This window comes from Komagataeibacter swingsii, from assembly GCF_003207895.1.
Classification (GTDB): domain Bacteria; phylum Pseudomonadota; class Alphaproteobacteria; order Acetobacterales; family Acetobacteraceae; genus Komagataeibacter; species Komagataeibacter swingsii.
Map to the genome: position 1 here is coordinate 14,147 of NZ_NKUB01000027.1, position 21,144 is coordinate 35,290.

General features: G+C 62.2%; 19 protein-coding genes. 7 read left to right on the forward strand and 12 right to left on the reverse strand.

All coding sequences use genetic code 11. The features are described from left to right. The first annotated feature begins 93 nt into the window (after positions 1–93). Positions 94–2,016: an NACHT domain-containing protein gene (locus CFR76_RS14295; protein ID WP_110557604.1), complete on the forward strand. Its 1,923-nt coding sequence runs from the start codon at positions 94–96 to the stop codon at positions 2,014–2,016. A gap of 303 nt (positions 2,017–2,319) precedes the next feature. On the opposite strand, the gene CFR76_RS14300 is transcribed toward CFR76_RS14295, so the two are convergent. From CFR76_RS14300 to CFR76_RS14320, 5 genes are all read right to left on the reverse strand, one after another. Then, positions 2,320–3,393 carry a hypothetical protein gene (locus tag CFR76_RS14300; RefSeq protein WP_110557605.1) on the reverse strand — a complete coding sequence of 358 codons (1,074 nt, stop codon included), beginning with the start codon at positions 3,391–3,393 and terminating at the stop codon, positions 2,320–2,322. 135 nt (positions 3,394–3,528) lie between these two features. Next, positions 3,529–4,965, reverse strand: coding sequence for an APC family permease (locus CFR76_RS14305; protein ID WP_110557606.1), 1,437 nt, complete (start codon positions 4,963–4,965; stop codon positions 3,529–3,531). Next, a complete protein-coding gene (locus CFR76_RS14310) occupies positions 4,962–5,750 on the reverse strand; it encodes a carbon-nitrogen hydrolase family protein (RefSeq protein WP_110557607.1) in 789 nt (262 codons plus the stop codon). The genes CFR76_RS14305 and CFR76_RS14310 overlap by 4 nt, the downstream gene beginning before the upstream one ends. A 210-nt stretch (positions 5,751–5,960) precedes the next feature. Then, on the reverse strand, positions 5,961–7,043 hold the full coding sequence (locus CFR76_RS14315; protein ID WP_110557608.1) for a DMT family transporter: 1,083 nt from the start codon (positions 7,041–7,043) through the stop codon (positions 5,961–5,963). A gap of 361 nt (positions 7,044–7,404) precedes the next feature. After that, entirely contained in the window at positions 7,405–7,974 is a 570-nt protein-coding gene (locus tag CFR76_RS14320) for a hypothetical protein (protein WP_110557609.1), read from the reverse strand. Between the two features lie 350 nt (positions 7,975–8,324). Between CFR76_RS14320 and CFR76_RS14325 the strand changes: the two genes are divergently transcribed. Further along, positions 8,325–10,148 carry an amidohydrolase gene (locus tag CFR76_RS14325; RefSeq protein ID WP_110557610.1) on the forward strand — a complete coding sequence of 608 codons (1,824 nt, stop codon included), beginning with the start codon at positions 8,325–8,327 and terminating at the stop codon, positions 10,146–10,148. Positions 10,149–10,343: 195 nt separating this feature from the next. Here CFR76_RS14325 and CFR76_RS14330 read toward each other — a convergent pair whose 3' ends face one another. Both CFR76_RS14330 and CFR76_RS14335 read right to left on the reverse strand, forming a co-directional pair. After that, positions 10,344–11,609 (reverse strand): virulence-associated E family protein, encoded by a 1,266-nt coding sequence (locus CFR76_RS14330; RefSeq protein WP_110557611.1) that lies wholly within the window; start codon positions 11,607–11,609, stop codon positions 10,344–10,346. A gap of 1 nt (position 11,610) precedes the next feature. After that, complete coding sequence (locus CFR76_RS14335; RefSeq protein ID WP_110557612.1) at positions 11,611–12,444, reverse strand: bifunctional DNA primase/polymerase; 834 nt, start codon at positions 12,442–12,444, stop codon at positions 11,611–11,613. A gap of 94 nt (positions 12,445–12,538) precedes the next feature. On the opposite strand from CFR76_RS14335, the gene CFR76_RS14340 reads away from it, so the two are divergent. From CFR76_RS14340 to CFR76_RS14355, 5 genes are all read left to right on the forward strand, one after another. Continuing rightward, a complete protein-coding gene (locus tag CFR76_RS14340; protein ID WP_110557613.1) occupies positions 12,539–13,507 on the forward strand; it encodes a S24 family peptidase in 969 nt (322 codons plus the stop codon). 146 nt (positions 13,508–13,653) lie between these two features. After that, entirely contained in the window at positions 13,654–13,908 is a 255-nt protein-coding gene (locus tag CFR76_RS14345) for a hypothetical protein (RefSeq protein ID WP_110557614.1), read from the forward strand. Positions 13,909–14,123: 215 nt separating this feature from the next. Then, positions 14,124–14,552, forward strand: a complete 429-nt coding sequence (locus tag CFR76_RS14350) for a DOPA 4,5-dioxygenase family protein (RefSeq protein ID WP_110557615.1) — start codon at positions 14,124–14,126, stop codon at positions 14,550–14,552. Between the two features lie 365 nt (positions 14,553–14,917). Beyond that, on the forward strand, positions 14,918–15,196 hold the full coding sequence (locus tag CFR76_RS17810; protein ID WP_146222691.1) for a hypothetical protein: 279 nt from the start codon (positions 14,918–14,920) through the stop codon (positions 15,194–15,196). A 32-nt stretch (positions 15,197–15,228) separates the two neighbouring features. Then, positions 15,229–15,912 carry an EcsC family protein gene (locus CFR76_RS14355; RefSeq protein WP_244191958.1) on the forward strand — a complete coding sequence of 228 codons (684 nt, stop codon included), beginning with the start codon at positions 15,229–15,231 and terminating at the stop codon, positions 15,910–15,912. A 204-nt stretch (positions 15,913–16,116) separates the two neighbouring features. Here the strand turns inward: CFR76_RS14355 and CFR76_RS14360 are convergent, their stop codons facing one another. The 5 genes from CFR76_RS14360 to CFR76_RS14380 form a co-directional block, all read right to left on the reverse strand. Continuing rightward, complete coding sequence (locus CFR76_RS14360; RefSeq protein WP_146222692.1) at positions 16,117–16,992, reverse strand: hypothetical protein; 876 nt, start codon at positions 16,990–16,992, stop codon at positions 16,117–16,119. Positions 16,993–17,539: 547 nt separating this feature from the next. Then, on the reverse strand, positions 17,540–18,058 hold the full coding sequence (locus tag CFR76_RS14365; protein WP_110557622.1) for a GlcG/HbpS family heme-binding protein: 519 nt from the start codon (positions 18,056–18,058) through the stop codon (positions 17,540–17,542). A 232-nt stretch (positions 18,059–18,290) separates the two neighbouring features. Beyond that, positions 18,291–19,355 (reverse strand): alkene reductase, encoded by a 1,065-nt coding sequence (locus CFR76_RS14370; protein WP_110557617.1) that lies wholly within the window; start codon positions 19,353–19,355, stop codon positions 18,291–18,293. 103 nt (positions 19,356–19,458) lie between these two features. Then, on the reverse strand, positions 19,459–19,842 hold the full coding sequence (locus tag CFR76_RS14375; RefSeq protein ID WP_306309152.1) for a hypothetical protein: 384 nt from the start codon (positions 19,840–19,842) through the stop codon (positions 19,459–19,461). A 285-nt stretch (positions 19,843–20,127) separates the two neighbouring features. Continuing rightward, positions 20,128–21,126, reverse strand: coding sequence for an Lnb N-terminal periplasmic domain-containing protein (locus CFR76_RS14380; RefSeq protein ID WP_110557618.1), 999 nt, complete (start codon positions 21,124–21,126; stop codon positions 20,128–20,130). Between the last annotated feature and the right edge of the window lie 18 nt (positions 21,127–21,144).

Consider the following 21,144-nt stretch of genomic DNA (forward strand, 5'->3'; position numbering starts at 1 on the left):
GGCAGGAGAGGCAATGAAATTTTAAGATGACAGCATGCGATATGATATGTAACAATTCGGTCACTATTTTTTTTGGAAGTGAGAAATTTTCATATGGATTTAGTTACAAGCAGCTTAACTGTCGGCGCAATAAAAAATATTTCCCATGAACTTAATGAGACAGAAAAGCAAGCAATAACATCTTTTGTGAATGGAATTAAGAAAAATCTAAAAAAAATACCAAAATTTTCACAATATTTCACCGGTGATGGTATTGATAGATATATATCTTATAATTACGAAAAGTTTTCTACAACAAAGACGTTATTAAATAGGAATACACCGGTAAAAATTTCAGATTGTTTTGTTTCACAAAATTTTAATTATAAAAATGAAAGAGGAGAGCAGGAAGAGATAGATCTTAATGTATTTTTAAAAGATACAATTTCAGAATATCCAAAGAATATTATAAATGGTATGGCCGGTTCTGGTAAAACCATTTTATTGAAATATATTTTCAATGAATCAATATCGAAAGGCTATGCTAAATTACCAATTTTCTTTGAATTCAGAGAGATTAATTATAGCAGGGAAGGGAAAAGTATTGTAAAGTCGGTAGTTGATCATGTTAAAAATTCTTTTCCATCTTTTGATGATGAACTTTTCCATTATGGAATGAAGCACGGACATTTTTATCTGCTTTTAGATGGGTTTGATGAGATATCGCCTCATATGAGAGGAATAATTTCAAAAGAAATTCTTGATCTTTCATCAAATTATCCAATTTCACCAATACTAGTAACAAGTAGACCCTCTCAAGATTTTATATCGTGGTATGGATTTAGACAGATAAATATATCAAAATTTACTCGGGAGCAGACTGTAGAATTTATATATAAGACTTCTTTTGATAAAGAAAAAAAGAAAGAATTTATTAATGATATTAATAATTTATACTCCACAGAGCACAATGGACAATCTTTTTATGCTGACAATAAAGAATTTCTTTCTAATCCACTTTTGACAAGTATGATGCTATTGGTTTTTGATAAAAAAAATAGGATACCTCATAATAAGGCTGTTTATTATAGTAAATGTTATGATGTTTTGACTGAAGAGCATGATTCAACAAAAGGTTCATTTATTCGAGAGTTATATTGTGGGTTAAAAATAGAAGATTTGACAAAAGTATTTATGTATTTTTGTGTACTTACATATAATAAAAATATATTCCTATTTATTAAAAATGATTTAATTGAGTTTATAAATCAATCAATATCAAAACTTAGGGATGAAGATGCAAAGAAAATAGTTGATAGAGCTTCCGACATAATTAGGGATTTCTGTGAATCTATATCAATTATGCAAAATGATGGGATTTATTTTGAGTTTATTCATAGATCATTTCAGGAATATTTTTTTGCTAAATTTGCATTTAATAATCAAGTGATACCCATGGAAAGAATATTATGCTCTATTTTGGATAGGGCTGATGTAAGTAATATTTTATCATTGGTAGATTCCATGGGACATGGTGAGTATGAAAAAGGGTTTATAATGCCCATTTTAAAAAAAACATTGGGAAAATTTAACGAAAAAAGAAGTGACAAGAAATACATTGTTTCTATGTTTTTTACCAGAGTATTATCTTCATTTGGACATTCTCCATATTTATATTTTTCAGATGAATCTGTTCCTGATTATTATAATGATGTTTTCTTTGAAAAAGAAGAAAAATGCAATCCAATAGAAGGTTTTTATATTGAAGTGCTTTTGAAGCATGCGTCAATCTATTATAAACAGGCATACAACGTCTCAGAGACTAAGATAAATAGATGCATGGAAAAAATGACAAAATATAACTTCAATATAAAAACAGGCGATTCGAAAAGCATTTCGTTATTGACCGAATTTCAGATTATTAATTCTGGAATATATGATGTATGCATTGCATTGATGGATGTATTAAATTATATGAATAATAATATAGAAAAAATGAACAATAAGTTTGAAGGTAATTGGATATCTGAATTTTGAATACTTTTAAAAAAATATATTTTATTCATATCAATATTTTATCGTCTGCTTAAATATTATTTTTGTGGTGTCAGTCTCCTTGGCGGTGCGTCCCGTAGTGGTCCCTCGATTTTTTCCATGGGAGAGTCCGTCTAGGACAAGGCACCACCAACAAGTCCGGTGCATAGTGTTAAGGTATGACTGAGGCGATTTAACTAACGGATCGGGAATGGACGATGATTGGTTTGCTTTTGTCTCCTAAGCTCGAATGTTGAGCACGCCTAGCTGAAAATGTTGGTAGGCCACCCCGCCAGACAATAGCATTTACAGTCCTGCGTCCTGCCTGCCGGGCATTTCCCGCGCGACATCAAATACAACACATCCCCCCGCACAATACCGAAACCCCGTAACCGCAAACACCACCTCCACCGGAATATCAAAATAGAAATCCAGCATTCCCGGCGGGTAACCGCTCTGCGTTTCCTCGCGGTCCATGGCGGCGATGGTGTCGTGTAACGCTGCGGGCGGCGTGCCGGTTATGGTCAGGTCGTGCGGGCCTGCGGCCTGTCCGTGATGGGTGACGGACCAGACCTGCGCGCCGTCTTGGTATCCGCTTGCGGCACTTTCGTACCGGCGTTCGTCCACCATGCAGGTTACGACCGTGGCCCCGGCGCAATACGTGGCCAGCAGCGCCTCATGCGCCCGCGCCGTGGCGGGGTCGTTGCACAGCACCACCGTCCACCCGTCGGGCAGGCTGGCGATGGCCATGGGCGCGGGGCGGGCATCGTCCTGTGGCGTGCCGGTATCGCCCAGGCCCATGCGGGCGCACACGGCGGCGCGGTCGATGCCGTGGAAGGCGAATACCGTCACCGCATGCCCCGCCGGGCGGGGCGGGCAGGTTTCGCGTATGTGGAACCGCAGCCGGATGGGGGGGAAGATGTCCTGCGCGCCCTCGGTCATCTGCGCCGGGGCAAAGGTCACGCCCGCCTCCCCCACGCGGTAGGGATAGACGATGTTTTCCGCCGTGCCGTCGCGGTGGGCGCACATGATGACGGCGGCCTGCTCCGCCCCGTCGCCACCGGGCAGCAGCACGCTGCAGTTGGCGACCACCGCCGCCGCCCGCGCGCCCGTGCGCCGCGCCGCGTCCTGCACCGCGCCGCGCGCGCGATCAAGCTGTATGGCGCTGTCGGCCTGCCCGCCGGGACCGGCCACCGTCTCGATCGCACCAAGGTAGCGGCCCGGGGCCATGACCGCGCCAAACGGGGCAAACACCCCCTGCCGGGACAAAAGCCGCTCCACTTCGGGGCGCAGGTGGGCGGCAAGGCGGTCGAAATCGCGCCGGGGCGTGGCCAGCCATTCCGGCAGGTCAGCCTCGGCCCAGCCCTTGTACACGTCCATCCCTGTTCCCCCGTGCCGGTTCGGGGTCATGATGGGTGGTGGGGGATGGCCGTGTCAATCCGGCGGGCCAGCCGGCTGCCTGAAAAGTCGGGCCAGGCAACACCCTGCAATCATGGGAAAGTTTTTGGTGAAGCCTTAGTCTGTTGTCGTCCGGCCCACGCAGAACCCAAGCCCCGTCACCGCGAATGGCAGCACCGCCAGCATCAGGCTGGTCCGGTCGGCAAGGCCGGTGATGCGGGTGAAATTGGCCATGATGATGTACAGCACCGCGCACAGCGCCACCGCCGCGATGCCCGGGATGGCCAGCGTGCTGACCGCCCGCCCCCGCGACAGGTCGCGCCTGCGGGTAAAGAACGCCACCACCGCCACCGATGTCAGGACCATCAGCACGGTGATGCCGATGGTCGATATCCCGGCCATCGACCCGAAAATATCCACCAGCGGGTCCACGCCCGACAGCGCGGCAAGGACCAGCAGCACGCATGCCGTGCCCGTCTGCGCCACGGACGCCACGTGCGGCGAGGCATGGCGGTCATGCGTGCGGGCCAGGAAGGCGGGCATGATCCCCTCGCGCCCCAGCGCAAGCTGGTAGCGGGCGATGATGTTGTGGAACGACAGCAGGCACGCGAACAGGCTGGTCAGCAGCAATACCTGCATGGCCTGCTGCATCACCCGCCCCGCATAGCGCCCCGCCGTTTCCAGCACGATGTTGCGCCCGTGGTCCAGGAACCCGCGCGTGATCGCGGCAATGCTGTCCGCCCCCCATGCATGGATCACGCACCAGCACGATATGGCGTAGAACAGGCCGATGATGACCACCGCGCCATAGGTCGCGCGCGGGATGGTGCGCTGCGGGTCGCGGGCCTCGTCGCGGAAGATGGCCGTGGCCTCGAACCCGATGAACCCGGTCATGGCGAACAGCAGCGCCACGGCGAACGGCCCGGCCGGCCCCGCATCCGCCACCGGGGTCATCGCCATGGGGGCCACCGGCATGGGGCGCCACAGGATCATGGCGTTCATGACCACCACCACCCCGATTTCCAGCACCAGCGCCACGCCCAGCACGCGCGAACTCAGGTCGATATGCCGGTAGCCCATCACGGCCACCACCCCCAGCACCCCCGCCGCGTACAGCCACCACGGCAGGGCGGGACCACCCCACTGGCGCGCCGCGTCATCCATGGACCAGCCGAAAAACCCGTAAACCCCAAGCTGGATGGCGGTATAGGTCAGCAGCGCCAGGAACGCCCCGGCCCGCCCGCACCGCGCCCCCAGCCCCGCGCGGATATAGGTGAAGAACGCCCCTGCTTCGGTCATGTACGCCGTCATGGCGACAAACCCGACCGAAAACAGCAGCATCACCGCCGCCGCCGCGACAAACCCGGTCCATGCAAGCGGCCCGTTGCCCTGCGTGATGGCCAGCGGCACGTTGCCGCTTATGACCGTAAGCGGGGCCGCCGCGGCAATGACCATGAAGATGATTTCGGCAGCGCCCAGATTGCCCGACAGCCGCCCCGTGCCGGCGGGGCCACGCGTCGCGCCGGCAGCCGTGGCGGCGGCCCGCACGTTCATGCCGTCAGGCCCATGCCACGGTACAGGTCCAGCCTGCGGTCGGCCAGGAAGGGATTTTCACGCTGCGCGCGCGCGACCAGACCGGGTTCGATATCGGCCACCAGCAGCGCCTCCTCCAGCCCCGCCTGCGCCAGCACCGTGGCGTCGGGCGCGATGATGCGGCTGTTGCCCACGTAAACCGTGTCGCGCTCGCGCCCGGTGTGGTTGATGTAGGCCAGGTAGATCTGGTTTTCCCACGCCCGCGTGCGCACCAGTTCGCGGGCGGAAAACAGGTATGGCTCCATCAGCGCGGTGGGCACCAGCAGCGCCTCGCACCCTGCCTGCGCCACGTGGCGGACGTATTCGGGAAACTCCACGTCATAACAGATCATGCCCGCCACGCGCACCCCGTCAAAGGGCACGACGGCGGAAGGCTGCGTGCCGGGCAGGAAGAACGCGCGTTCCATGTCGCCAAACAGGTGCAGCTTGCGCACATGCAGTACCTGCGCGCCATTACGGTCCAGCAGCATGGCGCTGTTGTACAGCCCGTCGGGCGTGTGTTCGGCATACCCCACCATGATCGCCACCCCGCGCGCCACCGCGATGTTGCGCACCGCCCCCACCGCGTCGAAGCGCGCCAGGTCATGCAGGCTGTCGCCAATGTCGTAGCCGGTCACGAACAGTTCGGGGGTGACCAGCAGGTCCACCCCCTGCCCCGCCGCGCGCGCCACGGCGGCGTCAAGCGCATGCAGGTTGGCGTCGATATCCCCCGGGGTTCCCGCTGTCTGTAGGCCGGCCACGCGCATGATGTAAGGTCCTGATTTGTTACTGATTCGCAATGGGTATCATGCCCGCCGCCCGACGCAACACAAATCTTGCCGCCTGTATGACGGATGGCGCGGCGCCGGGCATGATGGCCTGCATGCGGTCCCGTGGCGCAGGCCCGCGCGGACGGGCGTTTCCGGCGGCCGCCCTGAACTTTTGGCAATCAGCCCTCAACCCTCAACCCTCAACCTTCACGCCGCATGCGTGTGCCCGTCCGGGCCGTGATCGTGGTCATGGCGGTGGTGCAGGTCGGGGTAATGCGGGTGGCTGTGCGCCAGCCTTGCATGCACGTGGCGGTGGGTATGGGGTTCGCCCGCCGGGTCATCGGGGCCGTGTTCGTGCTGGTGGTGGGCGTCATGCACGTGGCGGTGGATGTGTTCCATGATTTCATGCACATGTTCGTGATCATGGCGTTCGCTCAGGTGCAGCCACAGCCCCACCGCCATGAACGCCCCCGCAACGGCCAGCCGCCCGATGTCATGCGCGTGGAACAGGGCCACCGACACCACCGCCCCGATAAAGGGCGCCAGCGCGAAATACGCCCCCGTGCGCGCCGCCCCAAGGTGGCGCAGCCCCAGCATGAACGCCACAAGGCTGACCCCGTAGCCAAGGAAGCCGATGCCCCCCGCCGCCGCCACGACCCCCGCGCCGGGCAGGCGGGCGTGTTGCAGCACAAGCGCCAGGCACAGGTTGACGCTGCCCGCGACAAGCCCCTTCAGCATGGCGATGCGCACCGGGTCGGCGGCCGAAAGCCGGCCGCTGAGGTTATTGTCAACACCCCAGCACAGGCAGGCCGCGATGATGCAGGGCGCGCCGGGCGCGAACGCCGCATGCCCCTGCCATGACAGCACGCCCGCCCCCGCCACGATGCACGCCGCGCCGAACAGCAGCCTGCGGTCCACGTTTTCACGGAACACCAGCCACGCGATCAGCAGGGTCGCGATGCTTTCCATGTTCAGCAGCAGCGATGCGCTGGCCGCGTCGCTGCGCGCCAGCCCGATCATCAGCAGCAGCGGCCCGGCCACGCCGCCGGTGGCGATCACCCCCAGCAGGCATGGCAGGTCGGCGCGCGTCAGCGCGGCCTCGTCATGGCTGGGCAGGCGCAGCGCCGCGCGCGCCCCCAGCACCACCGCCAGCCCGATACCGGAGCCAAGGTACAGCAGCCCCGCCGCCATCTGGGGCGACATGCCCCCCAGCAGCAGCTTGGCGAATGGCGTGCTGGCGCCAAACAGCACGGCGGACAGCAGGGCAAGGACAAGGCCGGTTCTGTTCATCCCCCACCCATACCACACCGCCCCCTGCGGGAGCCATGATCATGATATTGCGCGGGCACGCGACCGGATCATCGGGCCGGTCGCGTGCCCATAAAGGCATCCGGGATGCGCCTTTTTGCACGAAGGCGGCGTTGCCCGAAAGATAAGAGGCTGTTTGAAAACAAATCGTTGATAAAAAACAATAAAAGTTTTTGGGTGCCGCCTTTTTCTCAAAAAGGCGGCGTTCTTTCGAAGCTTCTGCAAAAAGCTTCACCAAAAACTTCCCTTAATTTTAAAGCACTATCATGGCCTGGCCTTTCAAACAGTCTTTAACGTCCTCATGCTTTATCAAGCGGTGTCCCGCTTCATTATCGTGCTGTCCTCACCACCGTTCATGCAGGATATCCAGCGCCGCATGCAGCGTGCGGATGCGGGTGCGGGGGGCTTCGTCCATGCCGCATACCGCGCACACCACGCGGCCCCGCGCCGGGGTCAGCAGCGACAGGGCGCGGTCGATGGCGCGGCGGGCGTGCAGGCTGGCCTCCGTCTCCTCCATCGCGCCGCCGCCGCCCGCGCCGGTACGGGGGGTGTAGCGCTGCACAAGCCGCCCGCCGCGCATGGCCCGCAGCCAGGCAGCGCGAAACCGCAGCCCCGCCGCATGCTGGTCGGCGGTCAGGGCGGCGCCGGCGCGGTAAAACAGGCGGTCGAGCATGCAGGTGTCATGCATCCGCCGCACGGTGTGCCGCGGGGCGCGCGGGGCCAGTGCGATGCGGTCCTCCACCACCACGCGGGCGCGGGCGGCGGGACCATCGGCCCCCATGTCGGGTCGCAGCCCCATGGCGATGTCACGGGCGGCCAGGCGTGCGCGGCGGTCGGCGCGCAGGATGGCGGCCACGCGGCGGTGTTCCCCCTGCGCGGTGGCGTCGGGGGTACGGGCAAGGGGTACGGGCATGGCGTGTCCTGTGCGGTCTGTGTGATATTTTCATACTATCCGCCGCCCATGCAGGCGGCACGCCCGCCCGTACCCCCGGCGGCCGGGACCGGGGGTACGAGCATGATGCGCCCTGACCCCCGGTTTTCCGCGCCCTGCCGCCATGGCGTACCCCTGTACCCCTTGTACCCCCTGAAAAGTTATTTGTGGCATGGGGGGGTGTGGGAAGGCCGTCATGTACGGTCGGGGGAATTCAGGGGTACGGGGGGTACAGGGGTACGCTCCGGCAGCGGCGGCGTGTCCCCCGGTTTGACAGCGGCCCGCAAGCGCCGTCTATTGTCAGTCCGTAATGTTCATGAAGGTCATGTTCCATGGGACTGCCGTTTCGCCATGCCGTATGCATGGCCGCCCTGCTGTCATGCGCAGCGCCCGCCATGGCGGGGACCGTGCCGGCCGATATCGTCTTTACCAACGGCTATATCTACAGCGTTGACAAAAAGGACCATGTGTACCAGGCCCTTGCGGTCAGGGACGGGCGCATCGCCTATGTTGGCGGCAATGCGAGGGCCGCGCGGTATGTCGGCCCCGCCACGCAGCGCGTGGACCTTGGCGGCCGGATGATGATGCCGGGGCTGGTGGACGGGCACATGCACCCGCTGGAAGGCGGCAAGAGCCTGATGGGCTGCTCGCTGGACTACCTGCCCCTGACGCATGACGAATTCAGCCAGCGCGTGCGCGCCTGCACCGCCAATCCCGCCCTGCGCCGCCCCAATGGCACGCTGGTGGTGCGCGGCTGGTTTCAGGAGGCGATGAAGCCCGCCGGCGTGCGCCTGACGAAGGCGGACCTGGACCGCATCGACGCCCGCCGCCCCATCGTGGTGCGGTCCACCTTTGGCCATACCACGCTGGTCAATTCGGCGGCGCTGCGCATGGCGGGCATCACGGCAGCGACGAAAAGCCCGGCGGGCGGCGAGATCGTGCATGATGCAAGGGGCCAGCCCACCGGCGTGCTGGAGGACGTGGCGCAGGACCTGGTCGAACGTGTCGATCCCCCGCTGAGCGCGGATGAAAACGTGCAGGCGGCCCGCGCGTCGCTGGCGGCGATGCGCGAACAGGGCATTACCGGATTCTTGGACGCATGGGCGCTGGAGTCCGACCTGTCCAGCTATACCGCGCTGCAAAAAAGCGGGGAACTGACCGCCCGCGCCCATTTCGCCCCGCTGGTCGAACCCGCCACGGGCGCGGACGTGGCGGGCAACGTGCAGCGCCTGAAGGCCATCGCCGCGCAATATGACCAGGGGCCGACAGGCGTGGACCCCGGCATTACCGTGCGCAACGTCAAGTTCTTCATGGACGGGGTGATCGCCGCCCCCGAACTGACCGGCCGCGTGCTGCAACCCTATTATGTCAATGCCGGCACGAAGGGCGCGCCCCACTGGGTGCCGGGCACGTCGCTGGGGCCTGACCCCTATTTCCCGCCCGCCATCCTTGGCCCGCTGCTGCAGGGCGTGGTGCAGGCGGGCTTTGACCCGCACATGCATGCCGATGGCGATGGGGCGGTGCATATCGCGCTGGATGGCGTGCAGTACGTGCGCGACCACCTGCCGCATGCCGATTTCCGCCCCGCCATCGCGCATGACGAACTGGTCTCCCCCGCCGACGTGCCGCGCTACAGACCGCTGGGCGCCGTGCCGGTGCTGTCGTTCCAGTGGGAAAAGGAAGGGCCGGATACGGTCGATGCCGGGCGCGACTTCCTCGGCCCCGAACGGGCGAAGGCGATGGAACCCGCATGGCCGCTGTACAAGGCCGGAGCGCGGATCGCCTATGGTTCCGACTGGCCGGTGGACCGCCTGAACGAATGGTTCGCGCTGAAGGTGGGCGTCACCCGCACCAATGCCCCCGAGGCGGGCGAGAAATATGCCCACCCGCTGGGCGACGCCCCCGGCCTGCCCCGGCCCGAAGTGCTGCGCGCGATCACCATGAATTCGTCATGGGAACTGCGTTCGGACACGCAGACGGGATCGCTGGAACGCGGCAAGCTGGCGGACCTGATCGTGCTGGACCGCAACGTGATGCAGGTCCCGGCGGCCGACATCGCCAATACGAAGGTGCTGCTGACCATGGTGGGTGGCAGGGTTGTCTATAACCGCGACGGGACAATCGCGCTGAAGGCCGCGACCGGCGGGGCGCGGTAACCGGCGCGCGGGCGTCTCCCCGTTTGCCGGGGACGCCTGTTTCGATGCTTCTGTTTTTCAGGGGGCATGGCGGCGCTGCGGCGTGACGTGCCGTGAAGCGCGTCGTCCGGCCATGCGCTGGCCCCAATTGGCCGAAGTTTTGGGTGGCGGACGTTTTCGGGCGCGCCTTTTTGCAAAAAGACAGCGTCCTTCCCCTCATTCCCCGGCCGGCGCGACCCATACCCATTGCGGCGCGGGCGTGCCGCAGCGCAGCTTGTGCCGGGTCCAGCCAAGGCCGCGCATGATGGTGGCCACGCGCTTCAGCGCCACGCGGTCCTGGCGGTCGCGCGGCAGGCCAAGGGCGAAATGCAGCACATCCGCCGTGCGCGCCTGCCCGGTCCCGCGCATGCCCAGCCATGCCGCGACGGGGTCACGCCATGCATCTTCGTGCATGCGGCTTTCCTGCGCATGGCGGGCGATCGTGGCGACATGCCCGTCCTCCAGCCACAGGGGCATGGGGGACGTGGCCTCGGCATGGTCGGCCTCGGCCCATAGCTGTTCGCGCCATGCCGCAACCCACGCCACATCGGCATGCTGGCAGGCAATGGGCCAGTAACGGCGGTTGCCGGTGGTGTCGGTCAGGTACTGCTCCTCGTTCGTGGTGCCGGCGAACACGCACTGGCGCGGGCGGCTGACCTCGAACGCGCCATAGCTGGGGCGGTAGCGGTCTTGCTGGCGGCTGAAAAACGCCTTGGCGTCGCGCGTGCTGCTGCGGCCCAGCGCCTGCAGTTCGCTCAGTTCCACGCCCCATACCCCCAGCAGGCCCTGGGCGGCGTCCTTTTCCCCCAGGTCGCGCGGCAGGTCGTCCTTGAACCACGCCGCGCCAAACAGCGCGGCCAGCAGGCGGCTCTTGCCCATGCCCTGCCGCCCCTCCAGCACGGGCACGTGGTCGAACTTGCACCCCGGCTGGCGCACCCGGCGCACGGCCGCGCGCAGGAAACGCGCCCCCACGGCGGCATGGTACGCATCATCCGCGCAGCCCAGCGCATGGTGCAGCCACGTGCCAAGCCGGGGCGCGCCATCCCACCGCAACCCGTCCAGCCATTCGCGCACGGGGTGCCTGCGGCACATCCCGGCGGCGGTGCGGCAGGCCTGGTCGCCCACCGTGCGGCTGACCGGCAGGCCATAGGCGCGTTGCAGGTAGGCCTGCACCAGGGCGATGTCCATGTCGTCCATGGGGCGGGGATAGGGACCGGGTGATTCCGCAGCACCCGCATAGGGCGGCGGCGGGGCGCGGGTGACGATATGGCGGCAACTGAATTCATCCCACGCCAGCACCCCGCACAGCCGCGCGTCATGCCCCAGCAGCACAAGGCAGTTGCTGAGCGACGGCACGATCCGTCCCCCCGCCCCACGGGTCAGCAGGTCCATCCATGCGGGATCATCGGGCGCGCATGGCCCGGCGGGTGTGACCGCTGCCATTTCAGGATGCCCCATGGATGGGGCGCGGGTTGCGCAGCCCCGCGTTCAGGCCCGAACGGATGGTGGCGCGGGCCTCGGGCAGCGGGATGCGGCGGCGCTGCGCCGCATGCAGCAGGGTATCACGCGCCTGCGCCATGTCCATCATCCCTGCCCCGCACCACCGTCCCAGCGCATAGGCGCGGGCGTTGAGCGTGGTGTTGGCCATGCCCGGCGGCGCGTCGCATACGGCATGCAGCGCGCGCAGCAGCACGCCGGGCGCGCGGCCGGCGTCCATGCGGCGTGGCGGCGCGGGCTGTGGCGCGGGGGCCAGCAGGGCCGCCAGCCAGTGCGGGATGGGCGGCGGCGCGACATCCCATGGCGGCACGCGCCATGTATAGGCCCCGCCCGTGGCCGGGTGCGTGCCCGGCGGGATGGTGACCGCCTGCCGCCCCCGGTGCGGGTCCAGGCCGGGGGCGGGACAGCCCGCCTGCCCGCGCAGGGCCTCGCCATGGTGGCGGAAGAACAGCACCGCGCCCCCCGACCCGCCGGTGCGCGTCATGGGGCGTGGCGGCAGCGGGCCATGGCGGCGGACCAGCGCGGCCAGCGCCGCCACCCCGTCGGCCGCATGCGTGCCGGGGCGGTCCACATCCAGCGCGAACAGGCCGGACGGCCCGCACACCACCCGCCACCCGCATCCGGGCCAGCGTGCGGCCCAGCGCGCGATGGTGTCGGGGTTGCAGGTGGCGTGGTCCACCGCGCCACGGAAGCACGCGGCGCGCGAGGCCGCGTGCACGGGCAGCACATGCCACCCCATGCGGGCCACGCGGTACAGGTCGGGCGGGATCGTGTCGGTCATGGGCGGGGTATATGGGATGTATCCCACTCCGTCAAGGAATAATGGGATATATCCCCTCTACACAGGGCAGGCGGATTATGGGACAGTTCCCATTATGGATACACGCTCCCCCGCCGCCGCCGAGATCGAGCGCCGCATGGCGCTGCTGAACCTCAACAAAAAGCGCCTTGCCGAGCTGGCGGGCCTGAACGAAACCTATGTGCACGACATCCTGCGCGGCAAGTCGCGCAATCCCGGTGGCGACCGGCTGGAAAAGGTGGCCGCCGTGCTGGGCTGCACCGCCAGCGACCTGCTGCGCGGGGGGCTGGCGGGCAATCCGGGGCCTGCGGCGGCCCGGCTGAAGGCGCTGCGCGAACGCGCGGGTTATACCGTGCGCGCGCTGGCGCGCGACGTGGGGCTGGGGGACAGGTTTTCCAGCTATGCCTTTTATGAAAACAAGCTGAAAAAGGAGTACATCCCCGTCGAGCTTGTGCGCAAGCTGGTGCCGCTGCTGACCGACCGGGGCGATCCCCCCATCGCGGCAAGCGAGGTCTGGGCGCTGTCCGGCATCGTGCCGGGTGCGACCGACCTGAACGAAAGCATAAGCCGCGCCGAACGCGCCGCCATGCCCGCGCAGAATGACGACGGCGCGATCACGGTGCATGAATACGACATATCCCCGCAGGCGGGCGCCGGCGCGATCGTGGACCACACCGCCTGCGGCGATGGGGAGGGGCACCCGACGCTGGATTCATGGCGCATCCCGCGCGACTTCATCCGCAACTACCTGCCCGATACCGGCGGGCTTGCCATCATCCGGGTGGCGGGCAACTCGATGGAACCGGAATTCGCCGCCGGCGACCGCGTGCTGGTCGATACCGGCCACCGCGTTCCCTCGCCCGACGGGGTGTACGTGCTGTGGAACGGCATGGGCGTGGTGATCAAGCAATTGATGCTGGTGCCCAATTCCCGCCCGCCGCGCATCCGCATCATCAGCGTCAACCCCACCTACCCTGTTGACGAGGTCGATGCCGCCGACCTGGTGATCAACGGCCGGGTGGTGGGCAAGTGGGTGTGGAAATAGGCGCGGCGTTCCCCGCTTGCCGGTCATGACCGGGCGCATGACCGCCAGATTGTAACTTTATGTTGCCAAATGGATGCCATATTCAGGGTCTCCTACTGCGTTGCCCGGCGCATGTGACGCCGGGGCAACAAGGAAGGAACGCAACCATGTCCAGATCCGCTTCAGCATTCATGGCGCTGGCCGCGCTGGCCATCGCCACCCCGGCCATGGCGCAGGGCGCGCATGACTTCTGCAAGGCCGTGAGCCGGCAGCCCGGCGGCGAATGGAAAATCAATACCGACACCACCGTCATGGTCGGCGGCGCGCGCGTGGACCTGAAACCCCAGACGGTCTATCGCGGCGAAATCAAGATAAACGAACAGGACCTGCATAACGAATTCGACAAGAACTGCGGCAAGTAAAACGCATCCGGCGACCCTGTTCCGTTCCGCCATGCACGCGCGGGGCGCGACAGGGTCTGGCGCATTGCGGGCGGTCCGCCGCCAGCGGCCGCAACCACCACCCCTGCCCTACTGGCGCCGCATTCCTGCCCTAGGCACGCATCCTGCGCCCGCCACCCCCTGCCGCCCACGGCTGGCGTCGCCCCACGGCCAAATCGCACAGAAAGCGCGCCCCCATGACCGACCAGACGACCGCCCCCCGCACGCTGGCTGAAATCACCAGCTTTCACGCCCATGTCTATTTTGATGATCCCGCCACGCGCGACGTGGCCGCCCGCCTGCGTGACGAGATCGCCGCGCGGTTTCCCGTCAGGCTGGGCCGGTGGCACGAGGTCGCGGTCGGCCCGCATGTCGCGCCGATGTACCAGGTGGCCTTCGGGCCGGACCTGTTCGCCCGCCTGGTGCCGTGGCTTATGCTGAACCATAATGGCCTGAGCATCCTGATCCATCCCGGCACCGCCAACCCGCGCCGCGACCACCTGCGCGACAGCATGTGGATCGGCCGCCCCCGCGCCCTGCTGTCCGACCGTCTGGCCGAACATACGTTCGAGCCTGATGGCGTGGGTGAAATCAATACCCAGCCGGATGGCACGGCCGTGGTCTAGGGCAGGTCCAGCTTGAACGGACACATGCGAACGGGTGAAGATGCGCGGCAAACAATGAGGTGGAGCCATTCCACCGGACCAGAGTCCAGTGGAATCGCCTTGGGCCGCCAGTGACGGGAAATGGCAGGGATTTTCGGGCGCGCGCCCTGCGCGTGTCCCCTTGGGCGTCTCCCCCTTGCGCGTGTCCGCCGGGGCATCCTGAAAGAAGCCCCGTCCGGGAAACACAGGGCCGGTTCCGGCGCGAGCGGCCATGCATGCGGGCGGCGTGCCGCAGGGCGTGCCAGAGCGGCGTGCTGGCGGTATTTCCACCGGGCAGCCGGTCATGGCTCGTTCCGTGGTCAGGCCGACCCGTCCGGTCCCGCCCCGTGCCCGCCGTCACCGCATGGGCGGCGTGCTGGCGGCATTTCCACCGGGCAGCCGGTCGTGGCCCGTTCTGCGATCAGGCCGACTGGTCCGGTCCCGCCCCCGTGCCCGCTGTCACCATGCCCGCTGTCACCGCATGGGCGACGTGCTGGCGGCATTTCCACCGGGCAGCCGGTCGTGGCCCGTTCTGCGGTCAGGCCGACTGGTCCGGTCCCGCCCCCGTGCCCGCCGTCATCGCATGGGGGGCGTGCAGGATAAGCGTGTTTGCGTTCCGGCCATGATGCCATAAGGGCCGGGCATATTTTATGGAAGCATGATGGCAGGCTTACACGACAGGCTGGACCCGGCCCTGACCCGTTTCATTGACTGGGCGTATCAGGCATCGGTGGTTGGCGTGGGCAAGGCCGGGTCGGCGCAGGACATGGCGCGCGCCTGCCTTGCCAGCAAGGGCGGCGACCCGCTGCGGGCGGCGCGCGCGCTGGTGCGCAGGCAGAACACCAAGGCGGCTACGGCGGGATTCATAAGCGGCCTTGGCGGCCTGGCTACGCTGCCGCTTGCCCTGCCCGCCAATGTCGCGGGCGTGCTGTATGTGCAGGTCCGCATGATTACGGCCATCGCCGCCATGGGCGGGCATGATGTCCATGATGCGGAGGTGAAGGCCGCGTGCCTGTCCTGCCTGACCGAAGTGGGGCTGGAGGAAGTGGCCAAGAATATCGGCCTGTCCATTGCCGGGTCCACCGCCATGAACAATATCGGCAACCGCATGGCGGCCGAGGCCAAGAAGCACCTCGCCCGGCACGCCCTGCACGCGGTCGCGGCGCGTGGCCTGGCCGGCGGGGCGGCGGCAGCCGTGCCCGTGCTGGGCGGTGTGATTGGCGGCACGTTCGACGGCCTGAAAACCAACCGCATCGGCCGCGCCGCCATCCGCCGGTTCATCCTGCCGCCGTTATGCGATGACAGGCCCGGCGAAGGGGTGGCCAGCCCCCGCATACCATAACGGGCCGCCATGTTACCCGCAGGCAGGGTATCGACAGGGAACGGATTGCCCGTTTCGTGCCGGGACCGGGCGGGTGGGCAGGATGCCGGGTTCTGGCCGGAAACCAGAATGCCGAACCGTCATGCCGAGTGGCCGACACCCGGATTGCGCCCGATCAATACCGCATGTCGTGCCTTTTAAAAATAATGATGCGGTCAACCACTGTTACGACTTTATAAAACGCAGTACTTTAGACAATATATTCCAGAAAAATGCGTCACCGGCCCCGACAACGCCACATATGCATATTTCAAAAAGCGCCCTGGCGCCTGGCGCGACCAGGTGATCGAAAAGGCTCTCGTTCAGACACGTCATGATTGTTATCAGAAACGTCCCGAGCACAACCGATGTTCCAAACATGGCCACCACCTGTGCCCGCAATGTATATTCTTCCATAAGCATTGAATCCCGTTCGCCAAGAAGGTGACCGAAAGGAAGCCATGCCCCGAACATGGAAGCGATTATTGCACTGCACCATATCACAAGCGAATGGGTGCTGAATTTCCAAATGAGAATATTTGTTGAACCGGGATGCGCCAGAGACATCGACACCAGGATAAGATCCAGAACACTGACCAACAGTAACACACCAAGGCCGCTTAACCATACGCCAACAGACCTTCGGTAAGCATAGCCTTTATTAACAAAGGGGTTATCATCCCGAAGAAGTTTCAGATGGAATATTTCGTCATATATTTTACTGGACTTACCAAAAGGAAAAATCTTTTTTAAATTGTAAAATTTTATCCCGTTTGACAGGTCTATTTCCTTGGATATTTCATGATCTATCGCATGGAGCATGCCCAGTTTTGATTCATCTGATCCGTATTTAAGATTTTGTATGATGATTCCCTTGAGAAATTCCAGGGTGTCCCTTCTATTATGAATATTATTATTACGACGCAATGCCATCGCATAATGACTGACAAGCTTGTCAGAACTGGCTTTGTTGGCGTTCCAGCTTTCAGATAAAAGTCTTTCAAGCTGAATGCTGACCGTTTTTTGCTGCGATCCGGAGGGGGAAATCTTATCTGAACCCACTTAACTGTATTCCCTTACGTGGTCGTTGCGCAATACAGACCTTTTAAGAGGCTGTTTGAAAACAAATCATTGATAAAAAACAATAAAAGTTTTTGGGTGCCGCCTTTTTCTCAAAAAGGCATCGTTCTTTCGAAGCTTTTGCAAAAAGCTTCACCAAAAACTTCCTTTAATTTTAAAGCGCTATCATGCTCTGACTTTTCAAACAGTCTCTAACAGCGAATTATTGGGAAAACATTGACATTATGCGATTCCAGTCCCCGGTTTGCGGGCGCGGGTCATCAGTCGCCCGTGGCGGCTTCGAGGCTGTGTCAGGCCGGGGAACGGAAACGTTTTCAGCCGGGGGTGATGGCGAACGCTCATGGGCCGGGCATATTGTGAAAAAGAACGCCAGCAGGAAGGCACATGATCGCATGGGTTTATATCCGACAGGATCAGGGCACCCCCTGCCGGAACAGGAAAGACGGGCCGCATGCCGGCGCACCGGCCCGCCCGATGGCGGACGGTTTCACACGCCATGCCATCCGTACAGGCCCGCTTGTGGCGTGACTTACTGGAAATCCGCGCGGTATTTCGCAACGGCGGCCTGCGCGCAGGCTTCGTCCTTGTCCCCGCCCGGCGCGCCGGATACGCCAATCCCGCCCAGCACGGCCCGGTCCGACATCCGGCGCAGCGTGACCCCGCCGGGCACGAACAGCACTTCGGGAATGGTGTTCAGCGCCCCGTTGGCCGGTCCCGTCACCCTGGCCGCGATCAGCGCGCTGGTGGTGTCCATGTTGAACGCCATGCCGTAGGAATAGGCCGTATAGGCCTTGCGATAGGACACCGACAGCGATTGCAGCGGCACGCTGTCGCCCTTGATGACGGCCTGCTGGTGGCCCGTCGTGTCCACCACGGTCGCGGTGACGGAATATCCCTGCTTCGCGCATGCCTCCACGGCCTCGGTCGCCAGATGCGCTGCCGTCATCCAGTCCAACTTGGGCGTCATGACCACATGCCCCTGCGCATGGGCCGGAACGGCCGCGCACACGCCCCCGGCGACAAGGGCGGACAGCATGAACCGCTTCATATCCATGACGCGCGCCCTTCCCCGCTACGGACAGGGGACATGATGCAGGACCGGCGGAATGGCGCGCAATCGCAAAAGCGGCCCCTCACATGATGGTGTTGGCCGCAAGGGCATGCGGCGCGCAATAAAGAAGTTTTTGGTGAAGCTTTTTGCAAAAAGCTTCAAAAGACGCCGCCTTTTTGAAAAAAGGCGGCGCCCGGAAACATCCCCCTTGGTCGGCCGGGCGGCACTATCAGTCCCCCGCCGCCCCCATGGTGGGATAGTCGATATAGCCTTCCGGCCCGTGGGTGTAGAAGGTGGACGGGTCGGGCGGCGTCAGTTCCACGCCCGCGCGCAGGCGTTCGGGCAGGTCGGGGTTGGATATGAAGGCCTGGCCAAAGGCCACGGCGTCGGCGCGGCCGGTCTCGATGGCTTTTTCGGCGCTGGCCCCGGTGAATTTTTCATTGGCGATATACACGCCGCCAAACTGCTTTTTCAGTTGCGGGCCAAGGCTGTCCGGCCCCTCGGCCTCACGCGCGCAGATGAAGGCGATGCCGCGCCGGCCCAGTTCGGTGGCGACGTAGCCGAATGTCGCGGCGGGGTCGGAATCCCCCATGTCATGCAGGTCGCAGCGCGGTGACAGGTGCATCCCCACCCTGTCCTTTCCCCACACGCCAATGGCGGCGTCCGTGACCTCCAGCATCAGCCGCGCGCGGTTTTCGATCGGCCCGCCATACCGGTCGGTGCGGTGGTTGGTGGAATCCTGCAAAAACTGGTCCAGCAGGTAGCCGTTCGCGCCGTGGATCTCCACCCCGTCAAACCCGGCCACCTTCGCCAGTTCCGCGCCATGGCGGAAGGCGTCGACAATGCCCGGTATCTCGTCCGTGCGCAGGGCGCGGGGGGTGACGTAGTCGCGCATGGGCCGCAGCAGGCTGACATGCCCCTTCGCCGCGATCGCGCTGGGGGCGACCGGGGCATCCCCATTCAGGAAATACGGGTCCGAAATCCGGCCCACATGCCATAGCTGCATGAAAATGCGCCCGCCCACCGCATGCACGGCGGATGTCACCTTCTTCCACCCCTGCGCCTGCGCGTCGGTCCAGATGCCGGGCACGCCTTCATAGCCGATGCCCTGTGGCGTGACCGGCGTTGCTTCCGACAGGATCAGCCCCGCCAGCGCGCGCTGGGCATAGTATTCGGCCATCAGGTCATTGGGAATGTGCCCGGGGCTGGCGCGCAGGCGCGTCAGCGGCGCCATGACGATGCGGTTGGGCAGGGTCAGCGCGCCGACCTTCAGCGGGGTGAACAGGGTTGGCATGGGCGTTCTCTCCACAGGTTTCATGTGGGGATGATGGTCCCATTATGCCCCTGTCGCAAGCGCGCCCCGCCCGCATGGCCGCAGCGCGGGCGCACTGTCCGGGTCAGAGGCCCTGGTGGGTCTTGACGGCGGAGGAGGACAGCGTGTGGTGCCACACGACATCGTTGTTGTAGATGATGGTCAGGCTTTTCATCTGCCCATGCGACCCGCTGGAGAACGCGCCATAATACGGGATGAAGTTCGTGCCATTGGCATGCGACGTGGTGAAATCGTATTTCCAGATTTCATGGCCGCTATCGGTGAAGCTGGTGTTCAGCGGGTCGCCGAACATGGCCCGGACCTGTTCCTTGGTGGTCTGGTTGTCGTGGATCTTCTGGTCGATGGTTTCGCTGGTTTCGTGGCGGATCGAGGTATTGCCCGATGATTCGCAGCCCGATACCAGAAGAACGGCGCCAAGGCAGGCCGCAATGGAAATTCTTTTCATCATGAATGCTCCATTAATCTGTATAAATTGAAGGTATATAAATATGGAATGTATTTATATTACGATATGTGGGATATATTCCATTGACCTGAAAATCCAGTGCCAAAATCCAAAAGCTGTAATTTTTCCTTACAACAGATATGCGCCGATATGCGCGGCGTGGCCCGCACCTGCCATGCAGGTTTGAAAAAGTCATGCATCCGTAACGAAGATCGTCGACTCCATGCCCCCGTCCCGGGGTGGGGGGCGCGCCACCATGTCATATTTTTGCCACACTTTCGCTGGCCGTCATGGCCCGCCCGGTCCCTCCGGCGGGGGCAGGCCGGCACGGATGGCGGCGGAATAGTCGGGGCCGATCACCGCATCGCGCGCGCGGTGGATGCGGCTGGCGTCATGCACCGCCGCGAAACCGCGATAGCGTTGCGGGTCATACGGGCCAAGCAGGCCCATGTCATACGCCATGGCCGCCGTATGCCCGCTCAGGATCACGCGCCAGTCCAGCCGGTAGCGCAGCCGCGCGCCCGCGCGCGCCAGTATGCCGGTGGTGCAGTTGTCGGTCAGGGTATTGTACCATACGGGGCGGGAAATGATGTCATGGATCGCGCCGACATAGCTCAGGAACAGGCGCTGGCGCACCGCGGGTGCGATATCCAGCCGGTACAGGTACACCCGTTCGCGGCGGATGTCGGTGCGCACGCCGATCAGGTCGCGTTCATCGGCGGTGACATAGAACAGTTCGTAATGATGGAAGAACCCGGCAATGGTGGAATAGGGAAACCGGGCCTGCCTGCGTGTCTCGATGGACATGGCGAGATGCCTGCCATCGGAAAACCCGAAGCTGAGGAACACATGCGCGATCGTCTCCCCCGCCCAGTAGGAGGTCACGAGGTCCACGCTGTCCAGCCGGTTCAGGTCATAGGCGGCGTCGTACCATGCCGGGATGTAGTCGGTCTCGCTCCGGTAGCGGAAATTGCGCACGTTATGGACATGCACCACATCCCCCACCCGCCATGCATCGGCGGGCACGGCGTATTCGCCCGCCCAGACCCGGTCGTTGCGCGGCGGGTCGGTCACGTACCAGACCGCCAGCGCCGCCACCGTCACCACCCGCGCCGGAAAGGCCAGCCCCGCCGGGCGCAGCCAGCGCGCGCCGGCCATGATGGCGGGAAACGCCGCCGACAGCCCCAGCCGCAGCGCATCGGGCGCGATGGTGGAATAATACAGCGCCCCCGCGCCCAGCGCCACGCCCGCCCCCTGCACCGCGCGCGCGCCCCAGCGCCGCGCCACGCGCCATGCGTGCCGCCC